The sequence below is a fragment of the Klebsiella sp. 1SOBk10mer genome, from assembly GCF_046602535.1.
GTDB classification, from domain to species: Bacteria; Pseudomonadota; Gammaproteobacteria; order Enterobacterales; family Enterobacteriaceae; genus Klebsiella; species Klebsiella quasipneumoniae.
In genome coordinates, this window is the sequence record NZ_JBKIUP010000007.1 from 36,385 (window position 1) to 60,894 (window position 24,510).

Sequence of the window (24,510 nt, forward strand, 5' to 3'; positions counted from 1 at the left end):
TTTGCAGGATTTTCTATGAATACCAATAACATCAAAAAATACGCTCCACAGGCCCGTAACCAGTTCCGCGATGCGGTGATCCAGAAGCTAACCACGCTGGGGATTTCCGTCGATAAAAAAGGCACTTTGCAGATTGCTGATGCCGAGAGCGTCGGTGAAACCGTGCGCTATGGTCAGTTCGACTACCCCAAATCCACCCTCGTCCGCCGCGATCGTCTGGTCAAACGCGCCCGCGAGCAGGGCTTTGACGTGCTGGTTGAGCACTGTGCCTACACCTGGTTCAACCGCCTGTGCGCCATTCGCTATATGGAGATCCAGGGTTACCTTGACCACGGTTTCCGCATGCTCTCGCATCCGGATAATCCAACCGGCTTTGAAGTGCTGGATCATGTGCCGGAAGTGGCGGAAGCATTACTGCCAGAGAAAAAGGCACAGTTGGTGGAGATGAAGTTGTCCGGTAACCAGGACGAAGCCATCTACCGTGAACTGCTGCTGACCCAGTGCCACGCGCTGCATCGTGCGATGCCGTTCCTGTTTGAAGCGGTCGACGATGAAGCTGAACTGCTGCTGCCGGATAACCTGACCCGTACAGACTCCATTTTGCGCGGTCTGGTGGACGGCATTCCGCCTGAAGACTGGGAAGACGTTGAGGTTATCGGCTGGTTATATCAGTTTTATATCTCTGAAAAAAAAGATGCGGTTATCGGCAAGGTAGTAAAGAGCGAAGATATTCCTGCCGCCACCCAGCTTTTTACCCCAAACTGGATTGTGCAGTATCTGGTGCAGAACTCCGTTGGCCGCCAGTGGTTGCAGACCTACCCCGACTCGCCGCTGAAAGGCAAAATGGACTACTACATTGAGCCAGCCGAACAGACGTCAGAAGTGCAGGCGCATCTGGCAGCCATTACGCCTGCCAGCATTGAACCGGAAAGCATCAAAGTACTCGACCCGGCCTGCGGCTCCGGGCATATTTTGATTGAAGCCTATAACGTGCTGAAAAATATCTATGAAGAGCGCGGATATCGTGCCCGTGATATTCCGCAGCTGATTCTGGGAAATAATATTTTTGGTCTCGACATCGACGACCGCGCAGCCCAGCTTTCCGGCTTTGCCTTATTAATGATGGCTCGAAAGGATGACCGCCGGATATTCACCCGCGATGTACGCCTGAATATTCTCTCTCTGCAGGAGAGCCTACATCTGGATATTGCTAAGCTGTGGCAGCAGCTCAACTTCCACCAGCAGAACCAAACCGGCAGCATGGGGGATATGTTTGCCGAAAATACCCAATTAGCCCATACCGACAGCGCGGAATATCAGCTGCTGATGCGCACGCTGAAGTGCTTTGTTAATGCCAAAACGCTGGGCTCATTGATTCAGGTGCCGCAGGAAGAAGAAGCGGAGCTGAAGGCGTTTCTCGAAGCGCTGTATCGCCTTGAACAGGATGGGGATTTCCAGCAGAAGACTGCAGCGAAGGCGTTTATTCCGTATATTCAGCAGGCGTGGATACTGGCGCAGCGGTATGATGCGGTGGTCGCGAATCCACCGTATATGGGTACTGGTGGGATGAATAGTGATTTGAAAATATTTGCTAAAACTTACTACCCTGACAGCAAATCAGATCTCTTTGCGATGTTTATGCAACGTGCTTTTTCTTTACTTAAAGAAAATGGATTTAATGCACAAATAAATATGCAATCATGGATGTTTTTATCTAGCTACGAAACTCTACGCTACTGGTTATTAAATAATAAGACATTTACCACAATGGCTCACCTTGGTGCTCGGGCGTTCGGGCAAATATCCGGGGAAGTTGTTCAAACCACCGCATGGGTGATTAAAAACTCTTATATCGTAAATAATCAACCAGTATTTTTCCGATTAATTGAAGGTAGCGAAGAGCAGAAAAAAAATGAATTAGCTAGTCGCGAGAAACGTTTTGATCATACCTTGCAAGAGGATTTCATGAAAATACCAGGCTCTCCAATAGCTTATTGGTTGAGCTCACCCGCACGTTACATTTTTGAAACTTCTCCTGCAATAACATCAGTAGCGACATCTGCAGTTGGCCTACAGACCGGTGATAATGACAGGTTTTTAAAATATTGGTTTGAAGTACAAAACGATAAAATATATCTAAATGCAATTGATAGAAAGAGCGCGTTAAGCTCTCAGAAAAAGTGGTTCCCATGTAATAAAGGCGGGGCATTTAGAAAGTGGTATGGAAACCAAGACTATGTTGTTAACTGGGAATATGATGGTATTGAAATAAAAAACTGCGTCGATGAAAATGGTAAGCTACGCTCACGCCAGCAAAATTCAACGTTTTATTTTAGAGAAAGCGTTAGCTGGTCTGATGTAACTTCAGGTGATAATGCTTTCAGGTATATACCTAAAGGTTTTATATTTGATGCCACTGGTCACTCATCATTTTATAATAATGATAGTGATCTCCATTTATGCTTAGCATTTCTTAATAATATTTATTGCTCATATATAACAAAAATACTCAACCCAACAATACATTTTCATGTTGGCTATTTCAATAGACTTCCTTTCCCTGAAGATATAAAAAAACACTCCGATGAAATCATCTCTTTGGCAAAGGAGGCGGTTTCATTGAGTGCCAATGATTGGAATGGTTTCGAACGCTCATGGGAGTTCAAGAAAAACCCATTAGTAGCGGAGAAAAAATCTTCCTTAAGAGATAGCTTTATATTTTACAAAAATAACTGTTATGATAATTTTAACCGGTTATATGAAATAGAATTTAAAAATAACAAGCTTTTTTTAGACTTATATAAATTACAAGATGAATTTAATGCTTGCCCAGATGCATCAACCATATCACTTGACGTAAATCCTTTATATAGATATGGATCATCTTTAAAACCGGAACAATATCAAGCCAGATTCTGTTCAGATAGTATTGTTGAACTTCTGTCTTACAACATCGGCTGCCAAATGGGCCGCTATTCCCTCGATCGCGAAGGCCTCGTCTACGCCCATGAAGGCAGCAAAGGCTTTACCGAACTGGTCGCTGAAGGTGCCTACAAAACTTTCCCGGCCGATAACGACGGCATCCTACCGCTGATGGATGACGAATGGTTTGACGATGACATCACCTCTCGCGTCAAAGAGTTTGTCCGCACCGTCTGGGGCGAGGAACATTTGCAGGAAAATCTCGAATTTATCGCCGAAAGTCTCTGTTTATACGCGATCAAGCCGAAAAAAGGCGAATCTGCGCTGGATACTATCCGTCGCTATCTTTCCACCCAGTTCTGGAAAGATCATCTGAAGATGTACAAAAAGCGCCCGATCTACTGGCTGTTCAGCTCCGGTAAAGAGAAAGCGTTTGAGTGCCTGGTCTATCTGCATCGCTACAACGACGCGACGCTGGCGAGAATGCGTACTGAATACGTGGTGCCGCTGCTGGCGCGCTACCAGGCCAATATCGATCGCCTGAACGAACAGGTCGATGGTGCCTCCGGCGGCGAAGCCACCCGTCTGAAACGTGAGCGTGATAGCCTGAGCAAGAAATTCAACGAATTGCGCAGCTTTGACGATCGCTTACGCCACTATGCTGATATGAGAATCAGTATTGATCTCGACGACGGCGTTAAGGTTAACTACGGTAAGTTTGGCGATCTGCTGGCGGATGTGAAAGCCATTACCGGCAATGCGCCTGAGGTGATTTAATCAAATAACTTACCTTCCCACACCACCGGGCTTCAGCCTGGTGGTGATCTCGATACGGGAAACCAGCCTTATTCAGGCATCCGTCACCTCCAGTTCATGATAAAATGCGGCTTTATGTCAGAACGCGGAACACGGTTTCCAGGCGTTCAGGCATCTTCGAATTTACCGAATCAACATGGGATTGTGACCTTGCAAAATCAGGAATTTATTGCCGGCCTTAAAGCAAAACTCGCCGAAAATCGCATCGTTTTCTGGCACGATCCTGATAAGCGTTTCCTCGAAGAGCTGGGTAACCTCGAACTGGAGAACATCACGCTGCTCGATATGACCGACCAGTCACAGCTGGAAGTGAAAAAGCGCATTGAAGTTGATGAGCCTGAACAGCAGTTTTTGCTGTGGTTCCCCCACGATGTGCCACCCAAAGAGTCCGACTGGCTGCTGGATATTCGTCTTTACAGTACGGAGTTCCACGCCGATTTCGCCGCCATCACGCTGAATACGTTAGGCATTCCGCAGCTTGGCCTACGCGAGCACATACAACGCCGGAAGGCATTTTTCAGCACTAAACGTCTTTCTGCCTTGAAAGGCCTAGTGACTGAGCAGGAAAACGAAGCCTCTCTTGATAAGAAGATGGTTGCGGTCATCACTGGCGTAAAAACAGCAAAAACGGAAGAGATTCTGTTCAGCCTGATTACCCAATACGTTAACCAGCAGAAAGATGACGACAGCGATCTGGAAAACACGCTGGCGATGCTGAAACGCCACGATCTGGAAGGTGTGCTGTGGGGCATTCTGAATCAGGAAATGGGCTATCAGGCCGAGCATCCTTCGCTGGAAAACCTGATCCTCAAGCTGTTCTGTACCGATCTCTCCGCACAGGCTGATCCGCAGAAACGCGAATGGCTGGAAAAAAACGTGCTGACCACGCCGTCAGGCAGAGCCTCCGCGCTGGCCTTTATGGTCACCTGGCGTGCCGACCGTCGCTACAAAGACGCTTATGATTATTGCGCACAGCAGATGCAGGATGCGCTGCGACCAGAAGACCAGTACCGTCTTAGCTCACCGTATGATTTGCACGAGTGCGAAACCACGCTGAGCATTGAACAGACCGTTATTCATGCGCTGGTGACGCAGCTTCTGGAAGAGAGCACCACGCTTGACCGTGAAGCCTTTAAGAAGCTTCTGTCCGAACGACAGAGCAAATACTGGTGTCAGACGCGTCAGGAATACTACGCCATCTATGACGCGCTTCGTCAGGCTGAACGACTGCTGAATCTGCGTAATCGTCATATTGACGGTTTCCACTATCAGGACAGCGCAACGTTCTGGAAAGCTTACTGCGAAGAGCTGTTCCGCTTTGACCAGGCCTATCGCCTGTTTAACGAATACGCGCTGTTGGTTCACAGCAAAGGCGCAATGATCCTGAAAAGCCTGGATGACTATATCGAAGCGCTATATTCCAACTGGTACCTGGCAGAATTAAGCCGGAGCTGGAATAAGGTTCTGGAAGCCGAAAACCGTATGCAGGAGTGGCGTATGGTGGGCGTTCCACGTCAGCAAAACTTCTATAATGAGGTGGTTAAGCCACAGTTTAACAATCCACAAATCAAGCGCGTGTTCGTGATTATCTCCGACGCGCTGCGTTATGAAGTGGCAGAAGAGCTGGGCAACCAAATCAATACCGAGAAGCGCTTTACTGCCGAACTGCGTTCCCAATTAGGCGTGTTACCCAGCTATACCCAGCTGGGAATGGCGGCATTGCTGCCACATGACGAGATGTGCTACCAAACGGGTAATGGCGATATCGTTTATGCAGACGGGCTGTCTACCTCAGGTACGCCTAATCGCGATTCCATTCTGAAGAAATATAAAGGGATGGCAGTAAAATCGGACGATCTTCTGAAATGGAAAAATCAGGAAGGACGGGATCTTATTCGCGATTACGAAGTCGTTTATATCTGGCATAACACCATTGATGCCATGGGCGACAGCGCATCTACGGAGGAGAAAACCTTCGAAGCGTGCCGCAACGCGGTGGTTGAACTGAAGGATTTAGTGACCCGTGTGATTAACCGTCTCCACGGTACACGCATTATTGTCACGGCGGACCACGGTTTCCTGTTCCAGCAGCAGCCCCTTTCCGGGCAGGATAAAACCACGCTGCAGATCAAGCCAGGCAATACGATTAAAAACCACAAACGCTTTATTATCGGCCATAAGCTTCCTGCCGATGATTTTTGCTGGAAAGGAAAAGTGGCGGATACCGCAGGCGTCAGCGATAACAGCGAGTTCCTGATCCCAAAAGGGATCCAGCGTTTCCATTTCTCGGGCGGCGCGCGATTTGTGCATGGTGGTGCCATGCTGCAGGAAGTCTGCGTTCCCGTATTGCAGGTGAAAGCGCTGCAGAAAACCGCTGCCGAGAAGCAACCTCAGCGTCGTCAGGTAGATATCGTGAATTACCATCCGCTGATCAAACTCGTCAATAACATTGATAAGGTCAGCCTGCTGCAAACCCATCCGGTAGGTGAATTATACGAAGCGCGAACTCTGAACATCTTCATCGTCGATAACGCCAATAATGTGGTATCCGGTAAAGAGCGAATCTGCTTTGACAGCGATAACAACACAATGGAAAAACGTGTGCGTGACGTTACGCTGAAGCTGATTGGCGCGAATTTTAATCGCCGTAATGAATACTGGTTGATACTGGAAGATGCGCAAACGGAAACGGGTTACCAGAAGTACCCTGTAATTATCGATCTGGCATTTCAGGATGATTTCTTTTAAGTGAGGCGATATGCAAACCCATCATGACTTACCCGTTCCAGCTGTATCCGAAGGGGAACTCGTCGCAGAAGGTTACGATCTGGACGCCTTGCTGAATCAGCATTTTCGTGGTCGGGTGGTACGTAAGGACCTGACTAAACAGCTCAAGGAAGGGGCTAACGTCCCGGTCTATGTGCTGGAGTACCTGCTCGGTATGTACTGCGCTTCCGACGACGACCAGATCGTCGAACAAGGCTTGCAGAATGTTAAGCGCATTCTGGCTGATAACTACGTCCGCCCTGATGAAGCGGAGAAGGTGAAATCGCTCATTCGTGAGAGAGGATCCTACAAGATCATCGACAAAGTGTCGGTAAAGCTCAATCAGAAAAAAGACGTTTACGAAGCCCAGCTATCTAACCTCGGCATTAAAGATGCGCTGGTGCCATCGCAGATGGTCAAGGACAACGAGAAGCTGTTGACCGGCGGCATCTGGTGCATGATCACCGTGAACTACTTCTTCGAGGAAGGACAGAAAACGTCGCCCTTCTCCCTGATGACCCTCAAACCTATCCAGATGCCTAATATGGACATGGAAGAGGTGTTTACCGCGCGCACCCACTTCAACCGCGACCAGTGGATTGACGTTCTGCTGCGTTCCGTGGGTATGGAGCCCGCCAATATTGAGCAGCGAACCAAGTGGCACCTGATCACCCGCATGATCCCTTTCGTGGAAAACAACTATAACGTTTGCGAACTTGGCCCACGCGGTACCGGTAAAAGCCACGTCTATAAAGAGTGTTCGCCAAACTCACTGTTAGTTTCCGGTGGGCAAACCACGGTTGCCAACCTGTTTTACAACATGGCCAGCCGCCAGATTGGCCTGGTTGGCATGTGGGATGTCGTGGCGTTTGATGAAGTGGCGGGGATCACTTTCAAAGACAAAGACGGCGTGCAAATCATGAAGGATTACATGGCGTCTGGCTCGTTTTCCCGCGGCAGAGATTCGATTGAAGGCAAAGCATCAATGGTGTTCGTCGGCAACATCAATCAGAGCGTTGAGACGTTAGTCAAAACCAGCCATCTGTTAGCCCCCTTCCCTGCCGCGATGATCGACACGGCGTTTTTCGACCGCTTCCACGCCTATATACCCGGCTGGGAAATCCCGAAAATGCGCCCGGAATTCTTTACCAATCGCTACGGCCTTATCACGGATTATCTCGCCGAATACATGCGGGAAATGCGCAAACGCAGCTTCTCCGATGCGATTGATAAATTCTATAAGCTGGGTAATAACCTCAACCAACGCGACGTTATCGCGGTAAGGCGCACGGTTTCTGGTCTATTGAAACTTCTTCATCCCAATGGCTCTTACAGCAAAGAGGACGTCTGTGTTTGCCTGACCTACGCAATGGAAGCCCGCCGTCGTGTCAAAGAACAGCTTAAAAAGCTGGGCGGACTGGAATTCTTCGATGTGAACTTCAGTTACATCGATAACGAAACGCTGGAAGAATTCTTCGTCAGCGTGCCAGAACAGGGCGGCAGCGAATTAATTCCGGCTAGCATGCCAAAGCCAGGCGTAGTGCATTTGGTTACGCAAGCGGAAAGTGGTATGACGGGTCTGTACCGCTTCGAAACTCAGATGACCGCAGGCAACGGTAAGCATAGCGTTTCTGGTCTGGGATCAAGCACCTCGGCAAAGGAAGCTATCCGGGTTGGATTTGACTATTTCAAAGGCAACCTCAGCCGCGTTAGCGCAACAGCGAAATTTTCTGAACATGAGTACCACCTGCACGTAGTCGAATTGCATAATACCGGACCAAGTACCGCGACCAGTCTTGCCGCGCTGATTGCGCTGTGTTCCGTTTTACTGGCGAAACCCGTTCAGGAACAAATGGTCGTGTTAGGTAGCATGACGCTCGGTGGTGTGATCAACCCTGTTCAGGATCTGGCGGCTAGCTTACAACTCGCCTTCGACAGCGGCGCGAAAAAGGTACTTCTGCCGATGTCTTCCGCAGTAGATATTCCGACTGTGCCAGCCGAGTTATTTACCAAATTCCAGGTTAGTTTTTACTCTGAACCGGTAGATGCGGTTTATAAGGCATTGGGAGTAAACTAAATATATCGAGGAGTGGGTCTCACTCCTCGATATATTATTTAGCTGAAATTAACCCGCCCGCACTTCCTTTAACTGGCGGCCCCACTTATCCATCGTGGATTTATCAACATTCATTGTAGTTGCTGCAGCAGCAACGATGTAATGCTGATCGAGTACAAGCTGGGCGGCTTCGAGGCGAAACTCTGGGCTAAAATTACGTGGGTAGAATCATGTCACCTGTTTTTGACTATGAGGCAATGGGCAGCAGAATAATATGATGATGCTGCAGTAATTTTAACGTGACATAGATTTCTGAACGATTTCTTGAAAATAAATACTTGCTCACAATTTTAATTGAACAAGTATTTATACGTTTCATTATCATGTTCCCAGTATCTTTATTGCGATCTATCTGGAAAGATTAAAACTATAATTACCGCTATTAGTCTTAACCTCGACTTCTGACCACATACATTTTGAGTATCTATTATTCATCTCAACCCAATTCCACCCGGAGTTTGCATAGGCAACCTTTTGACTGATAACAAGAGAGAAATCTGTACCTTTACCATAGCCCAGAGTTACTGGTCGGGTATTCCACCGATAACAACTACCACGGTCTATACTTAAACCAGTAATCGTTACACTATCCTTCATACCATAAACATAAACATGTCTTCTTATAGTGTGCTCAGCACTGACATTACCTTTGAAGTTGTAAGTGGTATCTTCTATTTTGATCTTAACAGGTGATTGAGATGATATCTTCTCTGATTCTGAGTTGGATTTATTACTTTCATGTTCGTTAATATTGTCTGAATGTTCATCGGGGATACCATGCATCATATTGCTGTCACCCAAATGTTGTTCCCAGACATCATCGCATTTTATCGTATTTATTTCTTTCCCCTGTTTTAAAACAGTTATTTCCCCATCAGTATTTTTTCCATCATCGATATAGGAAACAGAGTAAGTATACTCATTTTCTGGTATGTTCAATGTATGTATCGACACGCCCTCAGCCCTACTGTAATTCCAGGCCTGACTTAGCTGGCTCACATTTTTTACCAAAGTGATTTCAGGAATCACCCCACCCCCTCCGTTAATATCCGATTTACCGAATAAATAAGTGACCTCATTATTATTCCTCAACACAGCCACTTCTTTAGTGGTTTTACCTTTTATGATACACCCGAACAGAACATCTGAATCTCCATAAGGTGATGCCATTACTGAACAGGAGGCGGTTATTACCCCCAGAGTGATTACATATTTCAGTTTCTTTAAAAATTTCATACAAACCTCCTCTAAAAATAAAAAAATATATAAGAAGCACTTACCCCAAAGGTAAGTGCTTTGCCTCAAAAATGCCTATTCAATATATACAACAATCTTACCATCTGATTGTTCTGTCACGGTAATATCTTTAGTTGTCCCATCACTAATCTGAGCAAATCCATAGTGCCGTTTTCCTTCACTTTCAGTTAACGTTACGTTCTCACATTGCTGTGAGTACTGGCGTAGTTGCCTATGATAGATATCCGTTACCACCTCACATGCTGAGCGCTCCAGCATTGTTTTGCTACTGTTGAATGCAAAGTTCCCGATGCCATATACAACCCATATTCCAAGCCAGACCAGCAACAGCATTTTTCCCTGACCAACGGCTTTACAACGTTTAGCAATATAGACTGGCGAAAAGAGAATCCACCATTTTGAAAAGCTTGCCTTACCATGTTTATCCAGTAGCTTCCAGTCCATATAGAACAAAATAACCAGGGCAATCATAACGAACAGATTAACCGTATAGTTGACAGCTAAACTAAACAAACATGCAGATAAAACGCCGATAACAAACAATCCCGTTGCAATCCAGATATATTTCTCATGTAACGACGAGTTGTCTATATTTAATAATTTACGGATATTCTCAGCACTTACCAAATCAGACTTGTTACGATCGCCAACAATAAAAGAAATTAATTTATTATTATACAGTACCCTGGCTTCATCGTTTAACAGAATGGATTTCATTTCACGGATGAATTTTAAATCTGCATCATCACGTTCACTTACTTTTTGTATCGCATGGTTTAATTCATCAACGCTGGCATTCATATCCAGTTCAAGATATTCATAATAGTTTATCATGATAATTCCTTATCTTTACATAATAGCCAAAATATTACAGAGAATGTTAAACTGATATACTTCAAGAGTGTTGAACAGGAGATGGGTATGGCGGTAGATATAAAGGAATTATTAAAATACGTGATCATTTCCCTTATAAACATAACAAAATAACAATACCTATAAAAACAAGTAACACGAATAAAAAGCCAATACCAAGATAGGCTTTAAAAAGCCTCTTAATTCTGTCTGGTTTCATTTTGACCTCACAACTACAGCAAAAAGAATCGCACCAAATATGGGGTCTATAAGCATACTGATAACAAACCATATGAAGAACGAACGGCCACTGGCCTGAGCCAATTTACCAATAACTATCGATGCTCCGATCCACAAAAGTAAAAGAATAAATGCCATCGTTGGCTCCTTGAAAAATAGCAATAAATGACTGAAGTGGTGGTTTAACACCGTCACTTTGTCCGGTAAGCATGTTGAATAGATGGGCAGACTTATACCTGCCGCAATGAAACGTCCTTACTATAGGCGCATGGTGCATCTCCTTATTGTCACCCGGTGAGAATCCTGGCCTGATTCTAATCAAATCCTTTCTAAGATAGGGAGGTTGTGAGTGCAGGTAAAATTGTTATTACCGATCGAATTTCAATAATTGATCTGTATAATCTATCGTTAAAAACGATCAATTTTATGTAATTGATAGTTTTTAACTATCATTATAATGATATCGATCGTTTTTGTAGATCGGTTTATGCGGGGGATGGGGTGTATTAAAATTGATGAGGCAAGTAGTGGATATTTTTTATTCATTAAAAACATAAGGATATGACATTTTTCATAACCTTCTAGTCAAAGGTATGACCACAATCGCCACACTCATATCTGTCAAACAGGAGTCCATCAAGGGCTGAGCCGGTAACCGCTCCCGCAGTTGCACCAGCCACAAACCTCCCAAGCACAGCACCAATAACAGCCCCGGTCGCAGTCCCCAGAACTGGCACAACAGAGCCAATTGCAGCCCCCGAGCTTGCTCCACTAAGGGCTCCAGCCACACCTCCAGCAATACCTCCAGCCTTCCTCCCAATGTTACGTTCGCTAACGTGTTCTGAACCACATTTTGGACACATTGTAACCATTGATAAAATCTCCTGATTTTCGGGTGTTAAAAAGCAAAAAGGCACCCGAACGTTAAAGTACGGATGCCTTCTTTATGTAATCACTCATGTTGAATCTACGGGGTTAAGGGGCCAACATATAGCGTCATGTGTTATCTGGTCAGCATGGGATTATTAATTTTCGCAAAATCAAAAGGACTAATACTCTTCTCCCGATTTGCATCCAGGAAGTTTGCCCACCATTGCAGCATCAACTTGCGTTCATCCAGATGTTCCGCTTTATGGATATATGCTGCGCGTACCGAATTACGTTCCATATGGCTCATCTGGCGCTCCACCGCATCCTTCGACCATAAACCTGACTCAATTAACGAACTACAGGCCATTGTGCGGAAGCCGTGGCCGCAAACCTCAACTTTAGTATCATAGCCCATCACCCGTAGCGCACTATTTACCGTGTTCTCGCTCATGGGTTTACGCGGATCGTGATCGCCAATAAAAATCAGCTCATGTTCACCACAGAACTGTTTTATCTGCTTCAGGATCGCCAGCGCCTGCTTTGATAGCGGCACCAGATGAGGTGTACGCATCTTTGATCCTCGCTGAGAATGTTTCACGCCGGGAATAGGCTCTCGCTCAGGCGGGATGGTCCACATTGACGTTTCAAAATCGATCTCTGACCAGCGAGCAAAACGCAGCTCACTGGAGCGAATAAAGATAAGCAGAGTAAGTTCCGTTGCCCAGCGGGTTAGCGGCCTGCCGGTATAACCGTCTATTTTCTCGAGTAACTCAGGGATACGCTTTAATTCTAGCGCCGGACGATGTTGTCGATTGCCAGAGGCGACGGCTCCAGCCATCTCCTGCGCTGGGTTGTAATCAATCAGCCCGCTTTGTACTGCATAACGCATGATGGCCGTGGTGCGCTGTTGGAGACGAGAAGCCACCTCAAGACGTCCAGACACTTCCACTGCTTTAATTGGTGCCAGTAAATCACGAGTACCCAATTCAGCAATGTTGCAAGTACCAATTGCCGGGAAGATATTGTCCTCCAGGCTCTTTTTTACGCGATTAGCATGATCTTCCGACCATTTTTGGTTAGTCGCAAGCCATTCTCTGGCAACCTTCTCGAAAGTAATAATCTCTTTCGCCTGCTCTTCTTTTAAAGCACGCTTATGCTCACGAGGATCAATGCCAGCAGCAACCAGCTTTCTAGCCTCTTCTCTCTTTTGTCTGGCATTAGCTAACGAGATTTCAGGATAGACACCGAACGCCATCAAATGTTGTTTACCGCCAAAACGGAAACGAAATCGCCAATACTTTGAGCCGTTAGGTTTTACAAGTAAGGACATACCGTCGCCGTCAACAAGTGAATACTCTTTCTCCTCAGGTTTCGCAGAACGAACTTTAGTATCCGTTAAGGCCATAATGGTCCTCCTTCCATTGGTATGTCGTGAGTATACAAGCAATATCGAATCGACAAATATACTCATTAGTATACTCACAAACTTGTTGATGTGGGTTGAGTTAGGTTGACTTCAGTTGAGGGAAAAAGCGGGTAAAGCCTTGTATGGCGCGGATTTCTGGCATAAAAAAAGACGTCGATTGACGTCTATTTATATACTTTTGGTGCCGAAGGCCGGACTCGAACCGGCACGTATTTCTACGGTTGATTTTGAATCAACTGCGTCTACCGATTTCGCCACTTCGGCACTGAAGGGGATGCGGAAACGTTCTGGATTATACCTGTCGGCGGCGGCCATGCAAGCGACAGCGTGTCATCATTGCGCTAAGTGTTGAAAAAAACAGCGCTATCCTGCGCAGCGTCACCTTTTGCTGCCGTTCCATAGCGCGACGGCCACCAATCCCCCTCCTCTCACAACCTCGCGACCCCAACTCCACATGCAAACCATTACCCCTTCCCCCTCAATAACACCCAAATCCCACTCAAACTCATCTCAAATTATTCTCACCTCACTCTCACCCGCATCCCCAGCACAACCCATCTTTCCCCAGATAAATTCCCCTCACCAAGCGCCAACTATCTCCCCCAACCGCACCCACCACCATTCCCATATATTCCAGAAAGTTTTAGCCAATGCCTTTTTGTTATTCACCCACTCCGCAGCAAAATATTAATTTCATCAATATTTTTATAACTTTACATTAATGAAAAGTTTTCTTTTTGCCGTTTATTCCAGGATTTTCCTCAGGCGTGAAGGATTCCGGTAAACACTATTTTTACTAGTCGCTGTACGAGTCTTGATGGACATATTCACTCGATGAATTAACTCAGGAGAATACTTGTGACGACGTTAAAACCTTTGCTGGCCCGCAACCGCAGCTGGGCGCTGCAGAAGTGTCAGCATGATCCGGACTATTTCGAAAAATGGGTCGACGGGCAGCGGCCCCACTCGCTGTGGATCGGCTGCTCCGACAGCCGCGTGCCCGCCGAGGTGCTCACCGGCAGCCAGCCCGGCGAGCTCTTTGTCCACCGCAATATCGCCAACATGCTCGATCCCGCCGACGACAACGTCATGAGCGTCCTGCAGTATGCCCTCCACTACCTTGAGGTGGACCGGGTGGTGCTCTGCGGCCACTACAGCTGCGGCGGCGTGCAGGCGGCGCTCTCTCTGCCCACCCTGCCGCTGGCGCAGGAATCCTCGGCGCTGGCTCGCCGCATCGGCCAGCTGCGCCACACCCTGCATCACGAAATTGCGCAGATCGCCGATGACTGTTGTGTTGCGGCCTCCTCCGGCGCCAGCGCCAGCACCGATTCGGAGCGCTCTCGCCATGCGCTGGACGCCCTGGTGGAAGCCAACGTTCGCGCCCAGTTCGCCCGTCTGCTGGAGAGTGAGCCGGTGCAGACGGTGCTCGCCAGCGGGCGGCCGCTCAGCCTGCACGGCTGCGTCTACGATCTGGCTTCCGGCCATTTAAGCACCCTCGTCGAACACCTCTCACCGCAGGAGCACGCCCCATGAACACGCTTCGTCAGGACTCTCTCGCCGGCATCGTCGTCTTCCTTGTCGCCCTGCCGCTGTGCCTCGGCATCGCCCAGGCCAGCGGCTTACCGCCCTTCGTCGGCCTGCTGACCGGCATCATCGGCGGCCTGGTCGTCACCGCCCTCAGCCCCTCCCGCTTCGCCGTCAGCGGCCCCGCCGCCGGACTGGTCACCATCGTCGTCGCCGCCATTGAATCTCTGGGTTCCTTCTCCCTCTTCCTGATGGCGCTGGTGCTGGCCGGCGCGCTGCAGCTGCTGTTCGGCATCCTGCGGGCCGGGCGCTTTATCTCGCTGGTTCCCGCCAGCGTCATCAAAGGCATGCTGGCGGCTATCGGCATCCTGCTGATTATGCAGCAGATCCCCGTCGCGCTCGGCACGGCGGAAGAGACCGGGCTTGCCGATGTGGTGCAGGGCAATGCCGCTTCCTCCGTCACTGCGATGGCCGTCGCCGCGGGCGGCCTTCTGGTGCTTTGGCTGTGGGGCTCGCCGCTTATCCGCCGGGTGAAGAGCCTGCGCTGGATCCCCGGGCCGCTGATCGCCGTCCTGCTCGGCTGCGTGACCACCCTGCTGCTGACCCATTTTGCGCCGCAGCAGCTGGCCGCTCTGCCGCGCATCACCCTGCCGGCGTTCGGCAGCCTCGGCGACCTGCTGGGCGAGCTGGAGTCGCCGGCGTGGAGCGCGTGGCGCAATCCGTCGGTGTGGGTGGTGGCGGTGACCCTGGCGCTGGTCGCCAGCCTCGAAACCCTGCTCAGCCAGGAGGCGCTGAAAAAGCTGCGCCCGCAAAATCCGCCGCCTTCGCCGAACCGCGAAATGGTCGCCCAGGGCGTCGGCAACCTGCTCTCCGGCGTGCTGGGGGCGATGCCGATAACCGCAGTGATCGTCCGCAGCTCGGTGAACGTCAGCAACGGCGCCCAGAGCAAACTGTCGATCTTTATCCACGGCGTGCTGCTGTTGATCTGCGGCCTGTGGTTCAGCGGCCTGCTGACCTTAATCCCGCTCGCCAGCCTCGCCGCCGTGCTGCTCTATACCGGCTATAAGCTGGCGACGCCGCGGCTGTTCATCGAGCAGTTCCGCCAGGGGGCGGCGCAGTACGTTCCGTTCCTCGCCACCATCGGCGGGATTATCGCCTTCGGCATGCTGGCGGGGATCGGGATTGGTCTTGCCACCCAGATGGCGTTCAGCCTCTGGCGCAGCCATCGTCACTCGCTGCAGCTGGCGCGCTACGATGACCACTACGTGCTGCGCATCCAGCAAAATCTGACCTTTATGCACAATCCGCATCTGCTGGCCCTGCTGGCGAAAATTCCGGAAAAGAGCGTGGTGATCGTCGAGCACGACAGCGTCGGCTATCTGGACCCGGACGTGCGGGCGGTGCTGGATGATTTTGCCGAGAGCGCGCCGCAGCGCGGCATCCGCCTTAATCAGTGGCCGCTGGCCAGCCGCTGAGCTTAACGGGCGGCTGGTCCGCCCGCTTCGCGACCCCTCCGATTGCCAAGCGCCGTGGAATACCATGCTCTACACTTTCTGGGTTATCACGCCAACCCCAAGGAAATAAACATGAGCATCATTAAAAGCTACGCCGCCAAAGAAGCGGGCGCCGATCTGTCGCTGTGGGAGTACGATGCCGGCGAGCTGCAGCCGGAAGATGTTGAAGTTGAAGTGGAATACTGCGGGATCTGCCATTCGGACCTGTCGATGATCGACAACGAATGGGGGATGTCGAGCTACCCGCTGGTGGCCGGTCACGAGGTGATTGGCCGGGTGGCGGCGCTGGGCAGCGCGGCGCAGGATAAAGGGCTGAAGATTGGCCAGAAGGTCGGCATCGGCTGGACGGCGCGCAGCTGCGGTCATTGCGACGCCTGCATCAGCGGCAACCAGATCAACTGTCTGGAAGGCTCGGTGCCGACCATTCTCAACCGCGGCGGCTTCGCCAATAAGCTGCGCGCCGACTGGCAGTGGGTGATCCCCCTGCCGGAGAGCATCGATCTGGCGTCCGCCGGCCCGATGCTGTGCGGCGGCATCACCGTCTTTAAACCGCTGCTGACCCACCACGTCACCGCCACCAGCCGCGTCGGGGTGATCGGCATCGGCGGCCTCGGCCATATCGCCATTAAGCTGCTGCGGGCGATGGGCGCGGAAGTGACCGCCTTCAGCTCCAACCCGGCCAAAGAGCAGGAAGTGCTGGCGATGGGCGCCGATCGCGTGGTCAACAGCCGCGATCCGGAAGTCTTAAAAGCGCTGGCCGGTCAGTTTGACCTGATCATCAACACCGTGGCGGTGGATCTCGACTGGCAGCCGTACTTCGAAGCCCTTGCTTACGGCGGCAACTTCCATACCGTCGGCGCGGTGATGAAGCCGTTCCCGGTGCCGGCCTTTACCCTTATCGGCGGCGACCGCAGCATCTCCGGCTCGGCGACCGGCAACCCGTCCGAACTGCGCACGCTGATGAAGTTCGCCGGGCGCAGCAAAGTGGCCCCGACCACCGAGCTGTTCCCGATGTCGCAGATTAACGAAGCGCTGAAGCACGTTCGCGAAGGCAAAGCCCGCTACCGCGCGGTGCTGAAAGCCGACTTCTGATGGTTCTCTCCCGCCGGGCGGCCCGCTCGCCCGGCGTTTTCCCCGTCGCTTCATCAAACCGTCATCTCCCCGCCATGCCTCTGTAGTCATTGCTTCCCACAATCCGGGCTTCGATAAATGGCTGAACGAGATGCGCGTCACCATGAGAAAGACCTGGCTTCCCTGGCTGATCCTGTCGCCTTCCCTGCTGTTTTTACTGCTGTTTACCTGGTTCCCGCTGGGGCGTTCGGTGTATGACAGCCTGTTTGATACCCGCATGGCCAGCGACGGCGCACAGTACGTCGGGCTGGATAACTTCGCCCGCCTGTTTGCCGATAACGTCTTCTGGCAGTCGCTGGGCAATAACCTGCTCTATATCCTGCTGACGGTGGTGCCCGGGGTGACCCTCGCCCTGCTGCTGGCGGTGGCGCTGAGCGAGAACCATCGCGTCAACCGCTGGCTGCGCACCGCCTTCTTCTTCCCGATGATTATCCCGATGGTCAGCGCCGCCGCGCTGTGGCTGTTTATCTTTATGCCCGGCCTCGGCCTGCTCGACCACTATCTGGCGAAGCTGTTCGGGCCGATGAACAACAACTGGCTGGGGCGCAGCAACAGCGCGCTGCTGGCGCTGGCGCTGATTGGCGTGTGGAAGTTCGCCGGCTACTACATGCTGTTTTTCCTCGCCGGGCTGCAGAGCATTCCGGCCTCGACGCGGGAAGCGGCGCTGATGGAAGGGGCCACCCGCACCCAGGTATTTTTTAAAGTGACGCTGCCGCTGCTGCGCCCGACGCTGAGCTTTGTAATCACCACCGCGCTGATCTACTCCATTACCCAGATCGATCACGTGGCGGTAATGACCCGCGGCGGGCCGGACAACGCCACCACCGTGCTGCTCTATTACATCCAGAATCTCGCCTGGGATACCCACGACCTCGGTAAAGCCTCCGCCGCCACCTTCCTGACCCTGGCCGGGCTGTTCGCCTTCTCGCTGATTAACCTGAAACTGCTGGAGAAAGGAGCCCACTATGAGCGCTGACATCTCGCCGCTGCTGGTCCGCTCGCCCACCGCTACGCGTCCACTGTGGTTGCGCCTGCGCCGCTCGTCGCCCTTTACGCTCACAGTATTAATGTGCTGCCTGGCGCTGCTGTGGATCAGCCCGTTTATCTGGATGCTGGCCACCTCGTTCAGCGCCACCACCTTCGGGGAAGATATGGCCTCGCTGCTGCCGCGACTGCCGCTGACCCTCGATAACTTCCGCGACGCCTGGAACAGCGCCGACTGGCTGAGCCTGTACGCCAACACCCTTATCTTCACCTTCGGCACCTTCTTTGTGCAGCTGTTGACCATCACCACCGCCGGGTACGTCTTCGCCTGCCACGAGTTTCGCGGCAAGCAGACGCTGTTTCTCCTGTTCCTGGTGCAGTTGATGATCATGCCGGTAGTGATGATGGTGCCGAACATGCTGACCCTGAAAACCTTCGGCCTGCTCAACACCCTCACCGGGGTGATGATGCCCTACTTCACCTCGGCGTTCGGCGTGTTCCTGATGCGTCAGGCGTTCCTCGCCATCCCGAAAGAGCTGGAGGAGGCGGCGCTGATGGAGGGCTGCCGCTGGTGGCAGGTGTTGTTCCGCGTGCTGCTGCCGATGTCCTGGCCGTCGGTGCTGGCCTTCGCCACCGTCAGCATTACCTACCACTGGAACGAGTACCTGTGGCCGCTGATGATGCTCAACGATCCCGATAAGCAGGTGCTGACCGTCGGGCTGGTCTCCTTCGCCATGGGCGCCGAATCCGGCGGCCAGTGGGGCACCATCGGCGCCGGGACGCTGATGGTCTGCCTGCCGCTGATGCTGGCGTTCATCCTTTTTCAGAAACAGTTCCTGCGGAGCTTCGGCTTCTCCGGGATCAAATAAGGAGTGATTCATGCTGTTAGCGCACATTTCCGATACCCATTTCCGCAGCCGCGGCGAGAAGCTGTACGGCTTTATCGACGTCAACGCCGCCAACGCCGACGTGGTCTCGCAGCTTAACGCGCTGCGCGAGCGCCCGGACGCGGTGGTGGTGAGCGGGGATATCGTCAACTGCGGCCGCCCGGAGGAGTATCAGATGGCCCGCCAGATCCTCGGCAGCCTGAACTATCCGCTGTATCTGATCCCCGGCAACCACGACGACAAAGCCCATTTTCTGGAGCATCTTCACCCGCTGTGCCCGCAGCTGGGCAACGATCCGCAAAATATGCGCTATGCGGTGGATGACTTCGCCACCCGCCTGCTGTTTATCGATTCCAGCCGCGCCGGCACCTCGAAGGGCTGGCTGACCGACGAGACCATCGGCTGGCTGGAAGCCCAGCTGTTCGAGGGCGGCGACAAACCGGCGACCATCTTTATGCACCACCCGCCTCTGCCGCTGGGCAATGCGCAGATGGACCCGATCGCCTGCGAAAACGGCCACCGTCTGCTGGCGCTGGTGGAGCGTTTCCCGTCGCTGACGCGCATCTTCTGCGGCCATAACCACAGCCTGACCATGACCCAGTATCGCCAGGCGCTGATCTCCACTATCCCTGGTACCGTCCATCAGGTGCCGTACTGCCACGAAGACACCCGGCCCTATTACGACCTCTCCCCGGCTTCATGCCTGATGCACCGCCAGGTCGGCGAGCAGTGGGTGAGCTACCAGCACTCGCTGGCCCACTACGCCGGGCCGTGGCTGTACGACGAAAACATCAGTTGCCCAACGGAAGAGCGCTAACCGCCATGCTCAGTCTGCAAAACATCAGTAAACGTTTCGACGGCAAGCCGGCGCTCAGCGCCCTGTCGCTGGATATTCACGAAGGCGAATTCGTGGTGCTGGTCGGCCCGTCGGGCTGCGGGAAAAGCACCCTGCTGCGCCTGCTCGCCGGGCTGGAGCCGGTTAGCGAAGGCCAAATCTGGCTGCATGATGAGAACATCACCGCCGCCACGCCGCGCGAGCGCAACTTCGCGATGATCTTCCAGAACTATGCCCTGTTTCCGCATCTGTCGGTGCGCGACAACATCACCTTCGGCATGCAGGTGCGCAAGGAAGAGAAAAGCAGCTGGCAGCCGCGGGTGGACAAAGTGGCGCAGATGCTGCAGCTGGAGGCGCTGCTTGACCGCAAACCGGCGAAACTCTCCGGCGGCCAGCGCCAGCGGGTGGCGATGGCCCGGGCGATCGTGCGCAATCCGCGGCTGTTCCTGATGGACGAGCCGCTCTCCAACCTCGACGCCCGTCTGCGCAGCGAAGTGCGCGACAGCATTATGGCCCTCCACCAGCAGCTGAAAACCAGCACCATCTATGTGACCCACGACCAGACCGAGGCGATGTCGATGGCCGACCGCATCGTGGTGATGAACGGCGGCCACGTGCAGCAGGTCGGGCGCCCGGAGTATCTGTACGCCAACCCGGCCAACCTGTTCGTCGCCGGGTTTATCGGTTCGCCGGCGATGAACCTGCTGTCGCTGCCCTGCGCCAATGGTGAAGTACTGTTGGGAGAACAGCGCTATCCGCTGCCGCCGCGCCACCGGGATCAGACCCGCGTCTGGCTGGGCGTTCGCCCGGAACATATTACCGACCGCGTGGAGGAGGGCCATCTGCGCCTCCCGGCCACCGTTCTGCAACGAGAACTGATGGGAGCCGACTACCTGCTCCACGTCAGCACCCCGATCGGCACCCTGCGCTTTAGCCGCCGCCACCGCGGCACGGTGCCGGAGAAAGGCGAGTCGCTACCGATCGGCTTTTCGCCTGCCGATGTGCATCTTTTTCATGCTGAGACCCAGCATAATTTATTGATGGAGTGTAATCATGTTTAAACCTCTTACGGTAGTCGCGGTTGGCCTCAGTCTTGCCCTGAGCGGCGCGGCGCTGGCAAAAGAGAAAATAGACTTCATGTTCCCGGCGCCGGTGGACGGCAAGCTGACCATGGAGATGACCCGCGTCATTAAGCAATTCAACGACTCGCAGCAGGATGTCGAAGTGCGCGGCATCTTCACTGGCAACTACGACACCACCAAGATCAAAGCCGAATCGGCGCAGAAGGCCGGCCAGCCGCCGGCGCTGGTGATCATGTCCGCCAACTTCACCACCGATCTGGCGCTGAAGGATGAGATCCTGCCGATGGACGAGCTGTTTAAATATGGCGATCAAAAGGCTGGCGATTTTCTGCAAAAGGAATTCTGGCCCGCGATGCATAAGAACGCCCAGGTGATGGGCACCACCTATGCGATCCCGTTCCATAACTCGACGCCGATCCTCTACTACAACAAGACGATGTTCGATCGGGCCGGGATCAAACAGCCGCCGCAGACCTGGGCCGAGCTGCTGGCTGATGCCAAAAAGCTGACCGACGAGAGCAAAGGCCAGTGGGGGATCATGCTGCCGTCGACCAACGACGACTACGGCGGCTGGATCTTCTCGGCGCTGGTACGCGCCAACGGCGGGAAATACTTTAACGAAGACTATCCTGGCGAGGTCTATTACAACTCGCCGACCGCCATCGGCGCCCTGCGCTTCTGGCAGGATCTGATTTACAAGGACAAGGTGATGCCGTCCGGGGTGCTGAACTCGAAGCAGATCAGCGCCGCTTTCTTCTCCGGCAAGCTCGGGATGGCGATGCTCAGCACCGGCGCGCTGGGCTTTATGCGCGAAAATAGCAAAGATTTTGAGCTTGGGGTGGCGATGCTGCCGGCCAAAGAGCAGCGCGCGGTGCCGATCGGCGGCGCCAGCCTGGTGAGCTTTAAAGGCATCAGCGATGCGCAGAAGAAAGCGGCGTATCAGTTCCTGACCTATCTGGTGAGCCCCGACGTGAACGGCGCGTGGAGCCGCTTTACCGGCTACTTCTCGCCGCGCAAGGCGTCATACGATACGCCAGAGATGAAGGCCTATCTGCAGCAGGATCCGCGGGCGGCGATCGCCCTTGAGCAGCTGAAGTACGCCCATCCGTGGTACTCCACCTGGGAGACCGTTGCGGTACGTAAGGCGATGGAGAACCAGCTGGCGGCGGTGGTTAACGATGCCAAAGTGACGCCGGAAGCGGCGGTGCAGGCGGCGCAGAAGGAAGCCGACGCGCTGATGAAACCTTATGTGGATAAGACCGCGCTGGCGGAAGTGAAGTGACGCTTTACCCGTCATCGTCACCCTCACCCTGGCCCTCTCCCTGAGGGAGAGGGGACGGTACGGCGCTGTGGTTAAGCCCTGGGCCCGGGAGAGGGAACTGTCCGGCGCCGTGGTTGAGCCCTGGGTCCGGTTGAGAAAGGAAAAAAGCAGGCCATACCCGGTATGGCCTGAAAATGTCACAACGATTAGATCCCTGCCGTTTCGCGAATATATTTGCGCGCTTTGACGGCGTATTCGAAAGGATTGGCCAGGGCAGGATCCTGCTCGGCTTCCACCACCATCCAGCCTTTATAGCCAAAGTCGTCCAGCAGCTTGAACACCGGACGGAAATCGATCACCCCGTCGCCCGGGACGGTGAAGGTGCCTTTTTTCACGCCGTCGAGGAACGACAGGCCGTCGCGGCGCACCTGGTCGATCACCGGCGGACGGACGTCTTTCAGGTGAACGTGGTTGATGCGCGGCAGATACTTTTTGAGGATCGCCAGCATCGGCGCTTCGCCGCCTTCGGAATACCAGGCGTGGCCGGTGTCGAACAGCAGGAAGACGCGCTCGTCCACCAGCGACATAAACTTGTCGATTTCCGCAGTGGTCTGGATGCCGGTGCCCATGTGGTGATGCAGGCAGACCTGCATCCCCTTCTCCGCCGCCAGGCGACCTAGGGTGTTATAGCCTTCCGCTACCCGCTGCCACTCCTCGTCGCTGAAGCACGGCTTCGCATCGCCGAGGATCGGTTTATCCAGCCCCTGGATGCTGCCGCTCTGCTCGGAGCAGCCAATCACTTTCGCGCCCATCGCATGAAGGAAGTTCATGTGATTGACGAATTCATCAATGGTTTTTTCCCGCTGGCCGTTGGCGAAAAAGGTGCTGAACCAGGCGTTGCAGATCTGAATGCCGCGGATGTCCAGCATCGGCTTGAGGACCGCCGGGTCGCGCGGATATTTGCTGCCGACTTCGCTGCCGGTAAAGCCGGCCAGCGCCATTTCGCTGACGATCTGCTGGAAGGTGTTTTCGCTGCCGAGCTCCGGCATATCATCGTTAGTCCAGCCGATCGGGGCGATAGCCAGTTTGACGTTATCTTTGTTCATAGTAGGGCTCCTGCCGCTGCGCCTTAGCGGCGCAGCAATTCACGTTCAATGAGTTCACGGGTTTCCACTGCCTGGTATTTCATTTTTTCCGGGTAGCCAAACAGCGAGGTGGCGACAATCGGCTCCCCGCCGACCTTGAAGGTCTGCTCGGCGAATTTCATTTCGCGCAGGGTGCGGAACAGCGCGTCGAAATCCACATCCCCTTCCCCGACGCCTACGTGCTGGTGCACCACGGCATCCACGCCCGGCGGGTTAACGATATAGCGGCAATGTTTCGTATGATTGCGGGTGTCCGCAATCAGGACATGGGAGAGATCGCTCCCGGCATAGCGCAGCATGCTCGCCACATCGCCGACGCCTTTGTCGTAGAAAAAGGTGTGCGGCACGCTGTAGACGTACTTCACGTTATCGCTGCGGAACGACTTCACAATATCGACGGTTTCATTGTTCTCTTCGCAGAAATCCCAGGGATGCGCCTGGATCTCCACGCGGATGCCTTCCCGCTCAAAAATCGGCAACAGCTCTTCCATCGAGCGATAGAACATTTCATCGCAGATCTCAGGCTGATTCGGATCGCCGGAGAACTCGGTGTTGATCACCTGAACGCCCATCTCCACCGCAATTTCCACCAGCCGTTTCCAGTTTTTCACCGCTGCCTGACGGCGCAGTTCGTCCGGGCCAGACCAGCGGTAGACGCAGATAAACGACGACAGCTCAAGGCCGGTATCGCGCAGCGCCTGCTTGTACTCCGCCATGATCTCCCGGCTGGCGCGCGGGTGCTTGTAGAACGGGTTAATCTGCGGGTGCGGCGACTGTTCAATGTACTTGTAGCCCCACTCCGCTACCTGATGGACCATGCGGGTGATCCCGAGGTCCTTAATCACATCCACATCAAAGGCAATTTTCATCGTCGTTACCTGT

17 protein-coding genes, 1 tRNA gene and 1 pseudogene are annotated in these 24,510 nt (G+C 52.9%); 11 read left to right on the forward strand and 8 right to left on the reverse strand.

Annotated elements, in window-relative coordinates:
- Positions 1-15 precede the first annotated feature (15 nt).
- The 3 genes from pglX (at position 16) to brxL (ending at position 8,581) form a co-directional block, all read left to right on the forward strand.
- Positions 16-3,699, forward strand: a complete 3,684-nt coding sequence (gene pglX, locus ACLH1I_RS18325; RefSeq protein WP_047724722.1) for a BREX-1 system adenine-specific DNA-methyltransferase PglX — start codon at positions 16-18, stop codon at positions 3,697-3,699.
- Positions 3,700-3,888: 189 nt separating this feature from the next.
- Positions 3,889-6,486 carry a BREX-1 system phosphatase PglZ type A gene (gene pglZ / locus ACLH1I_RS18330; RefSeq protein WP_064157774.1) on the forward strand — a complete coding sequence of 866 codons (2,598 nt, stop codon included), beginning with the start codon at positions 3,889-3,891 and terminating at the stop codon, positions 6,484-6,486.
- A gap of 10 nt (positions 6,487-6,496) precedes the next feature.
- A complete protein-coding gene (gene brxL / locus ACLH1I_RS18335; RefSeq protein ID WP_135716043.1) occupies positions 6,497-8,581 on the forward strand; it encodes a protease Lon-related BREX system protein BrxL in 2,085 nt (694 codons plus the stop codon).
- Between the two features lie 51 nt (positions 8,582-8,632).
- Here the strand turns inward: brxL and ACLH1I_RS18340 are convergent.
- The 6 genes and pseudogenes from ACLH1I_RS18340 to ACLH1I_RS18365 all read right to left on the reverse strand — a co-directional run.
- A pseudogene (locus ACLH1I_RS18340) lies at positions 8,633-8,779 on the reverse strand (transposase); the annotation flags it as partial.
- A gap of 189 nt (positions 8,780-8,968) precedes the next feature.
- Positions 8,969-9,856, reverse strand: coding sequence for a hypothetical protein (locus ACLH1I_RS18345; RefSeq protein WP_047724723.1), 888 nt, complete (start codon positions 9,854-9,856; stop codon positions 8,969-8,971).
- Positions 9,857-9,931: 75 nt separating this feature from the next.
- Entirely contained in the window at positions 9,932-10,711 is a 780-nt protein-coding gene (locus ACLH1I_RS18350; RefSeq protein ID WP_049109222.1) for a hypothetical protein, read from the reverse strand.
- 234 nt (positions 10,712-10,945) lie between these two features.
- Complete coding sequence (locus ACLH1I_RS18355; RefSeq protein ID WP_040216727.1) at positions 10,946-11,107, reverse strand: hypothetical protein; 162 nt, start codon at positions 11,105-11,107, stop codon at positions 10,946-10,948.
- 865 nt (positions 11,108-11,972) lie between these two features.
- Entirely contained in the window at positions 11,973-13,244 is a 1,272-nt protein-coding gene (locus ACLH1I_RS18360; RefSeq protein WP_048288338.1) for a tyrosine-type recombinase/integrase, read from the reverse strand.
- A gap of 200 nt (positions 13,245-13,444) precedes the next feature.
- Positions 13,445-13,529 (reverse strand) — tRNA-Leu (locus ACLH1I_RS18365).
- A gap of 594 nt (positions 13,530-14,123) precedes the next feature.
- On the opposite strand from ACLH1I_RS18365, the gene ACLH1I_RS18370 reads away from it, so the two are divergent.
- From ACLH1I_RS18370 to ACLH1I_RS18405, 8 genes are all read left to right on the forward strand, one after another.
- On the forward strand, positions 14,124-14,798 hold the full coding sequence (locus ACLH1I_RS18370; RefSeq protein WP_198079905.1) for a carbonic anhydrase: 675 nt from the start codon (positions 14,124-14,126) through the stop codon (positions 14,796-14,798).
- Entirely contained in the window at positions 14,795-16,264 is a 1,470-nt protein-coding gene (locus ACLH1I_RS18375; protein ID WP_198079904.1) for a SulP family inorganic anion transporter, read from the forward strand. The genes ACLH1I_RS18370 and ACLH1I_RS18375 overlap by 4 nt, the downstream gene beginning before the upstream one ends.
- Positions 16,265-16,375: 111 nt before the next feature.
- Positions 16,376-17,395, forward strand: a complete 1,020-nt coding sequence (locus ACLH1I_RS18380) for an NADPH-dependent aldehyde reductase Ahr (protein ID WP_048294079.1) — start codon at positions 16,376-16,378, stop codon at positions 17,393-17,395.
- A 130-nt stretch (positions 17,396-17,525) separates the two neighbouring features.
- Positions 17,526-18,410, forward strand: a complete 885-nt coding sequence (locus ACLH1I_RS18385; RefSeq protein ID WP_004146807.1) for a carbohydrate ABC transporter permease — start codon at positions 17,526-17,528, stop codon at positions 18,408-18,410.
- Entirely contained in the window at positions 18,400-19,287 is an 888-nt protein-coding gene (locus ACLH1I_RS18390; protein WP_032456915.1) for a carbohydrate ABC transporter permease, read from the forward strand. The genes ACLH1I_RS18385 and ACLH1I_RS18390 overlap by 11 nt, the downstream gene beginning before the upstream one ends.
- 10 nt (positions 19,288-19,297) lie before the next feature.
- Entirely contained in the window at positions 19,298-20,122 is an 825-nt protein-coding gene (locus tag ACLH1I_RS18395) for a phosphodiesterase (RefSeq protein ID WP_017899879.1), read from the forward strand.
- 5 nt (positions 20,123-20,127) lie between these two features.
- Positions 20,128-21,201: an ABC transporter ATP-binding protein gene (locus tag ACLH1I_RS18400; RefSeq protein WP_135683508.1), complete on the forward strand. Its 1,074-nt coding sequence runs from the start codon at positions 20,128-20,130 to the stop codon at positions 21,199-21,201.
- Complete coding sequence (locus tag ACLH1I_RS18405) at positions 21,194-22,504, forward strand: ABC transporter substrate-binding protein (RefSeq protein WP_073901621.1); 1,311 nt, start codon at positions 21,194-21,196, stop codon at positions 22,502-22,504. The genes ACLH1I_RS18400 and ACLH1I_RS18405 overlap by 8 nt, the downstream gene beginning before the upstream one ends.
- 185 nt (positions 22,505-22,689) lie before the next feature.
- Here ACLH1I_RS18405 and iolE read toward each other — a convergent pair whose 3' ends face one another.
- The gene (iolE, locus tag ACLH1I_RS18410; protein ID WP_002886970.1) at positions 22,690-23,589 is read right to left on the reverse strand and encodes a myo-inosose-2 dehydratase; all 900 of its coding nucleotides are present in this window, start codon (positions 23,587-23,589) and stop codon (positions 22,690-22,692) included.
- 23 nt (positions 23,590-23,612) lie between these two features.
- Entirely contained in the window at positions 23,613-24,497 is an 885-nt protein-coding gene (locus ACLH1I_RS18415) for a sugar phosphate isomerase/epimerase family protein (RefSeq protein ID WP_004152193.1), read from the reverse strand.
- Positions 24,498-24,510 lie beyond the last annotated feature (13 nt).

Bases quoted from the DNA above. Each gene is read 5' to 3' on its own strand.
- pglX (WP_047724722.1), top strand. From the start codon at position 16: ATGAATACCAATAACATCAAAAAATACGCTCCACAGGCCCGTAACCAG.
- ACLH1I_RS18385 (WP_004146807.1), top strand. From the start codon at position 17,526: ATGCGCGTCACCATGAGAAAGACCTGGCTTCCCTGGCTGATCCTGTCG.
- brxL (WP_135716043.1), top strand. From the start codon at position 6,497: ATGCAAACCCATCATGACTTACCCGTTCCAGCTGTATCCGAAGGGGAA.
- ACLH1I_RS18355 (WP_040216727.1), bottom strand. From the start codon at position 11,107: ATGGCATTTATTCTTTTACTTTTGTGGATCGGAGCATCGATAGTTATT.
- ACLH1I_RS18375 (WP_198079904.1), top strand. From the start codon at position 14,795: ATGAACACGCTTCGTCAGGACTCTCTCGCCGGCATCGTCGTCTTCCTT.
- iolE (WP_002886970.1), bottom strand. From the start codon at position 23,589: ATGAACAAAGATAACGTCAAACTGGCTATCGCCCCGATCGGCTGGACT.
- ACLH1I_RS18350 (WP_049109222.1), bottom strand. From the start codon at position 10,711: ATGATAAACTATTATGAATATCTTGAACTGGATATGAATGCCAGCGTT.
- ACLH1I_RS18395 (WP_017899879.1), top strand. From the start codon at position 19,298: ATGCTGTTAGCGCACATTTCCGATACCCATTTCCGCAGCCGCGGCGAG.
- ACLH1I_RS18390 (WP_032456915.1), top strand. From the start codon at position 18,400: ATGAGCGCTGACATCTCGCCGCTGCTGGTCCGCTCGCCCACCGCTACG.
- ACLH1I_RS18380 (WP_048294079.1), top strand. From the start codon at position 16,376: ATGAGCATCATTAAAAGCTACGCCGCCAAAGAAGCGGGCGCCGATCTG.
- ACLH1I_RS18405 (WP_073901621.1), top strand. From the start codon at position 21,194: ATGTTTAAACCTCTTACGGTAGTCGCGGTTGGCCTCAGTCTTGCCCTG.
- ACLH1I_RS18345 (WP_047724723.1), bottom strand. From the start codon at position 9,856: ATGAAATTTTTAAAGAAACTGAAATATGTAATCACTCTGGGGGTAATA.
- ACLH1I_RS18415 (WP_004152193.1), bottom strand. From the start codon at position 24,497: ATGAAAATTGCCTTTGATGTGGATGTGATTAAGGACCTCGGGATCACC.
- ACLH1I_RS18400 (WP_135683508.1), top strand. From the start codon at position 20,128: ATGCTCAGTCTGCAAAACATCAGTAAACGTTTCGACGGCAAGCCGGCG.
- ACLH1I_RS18360 (WP_048288338.1), bottom strand. From the start codon at position 13,244: ATGGCCTTAACGGATACTAAAGTTCGTTCTGCGAAACCTGAGGAGAAA.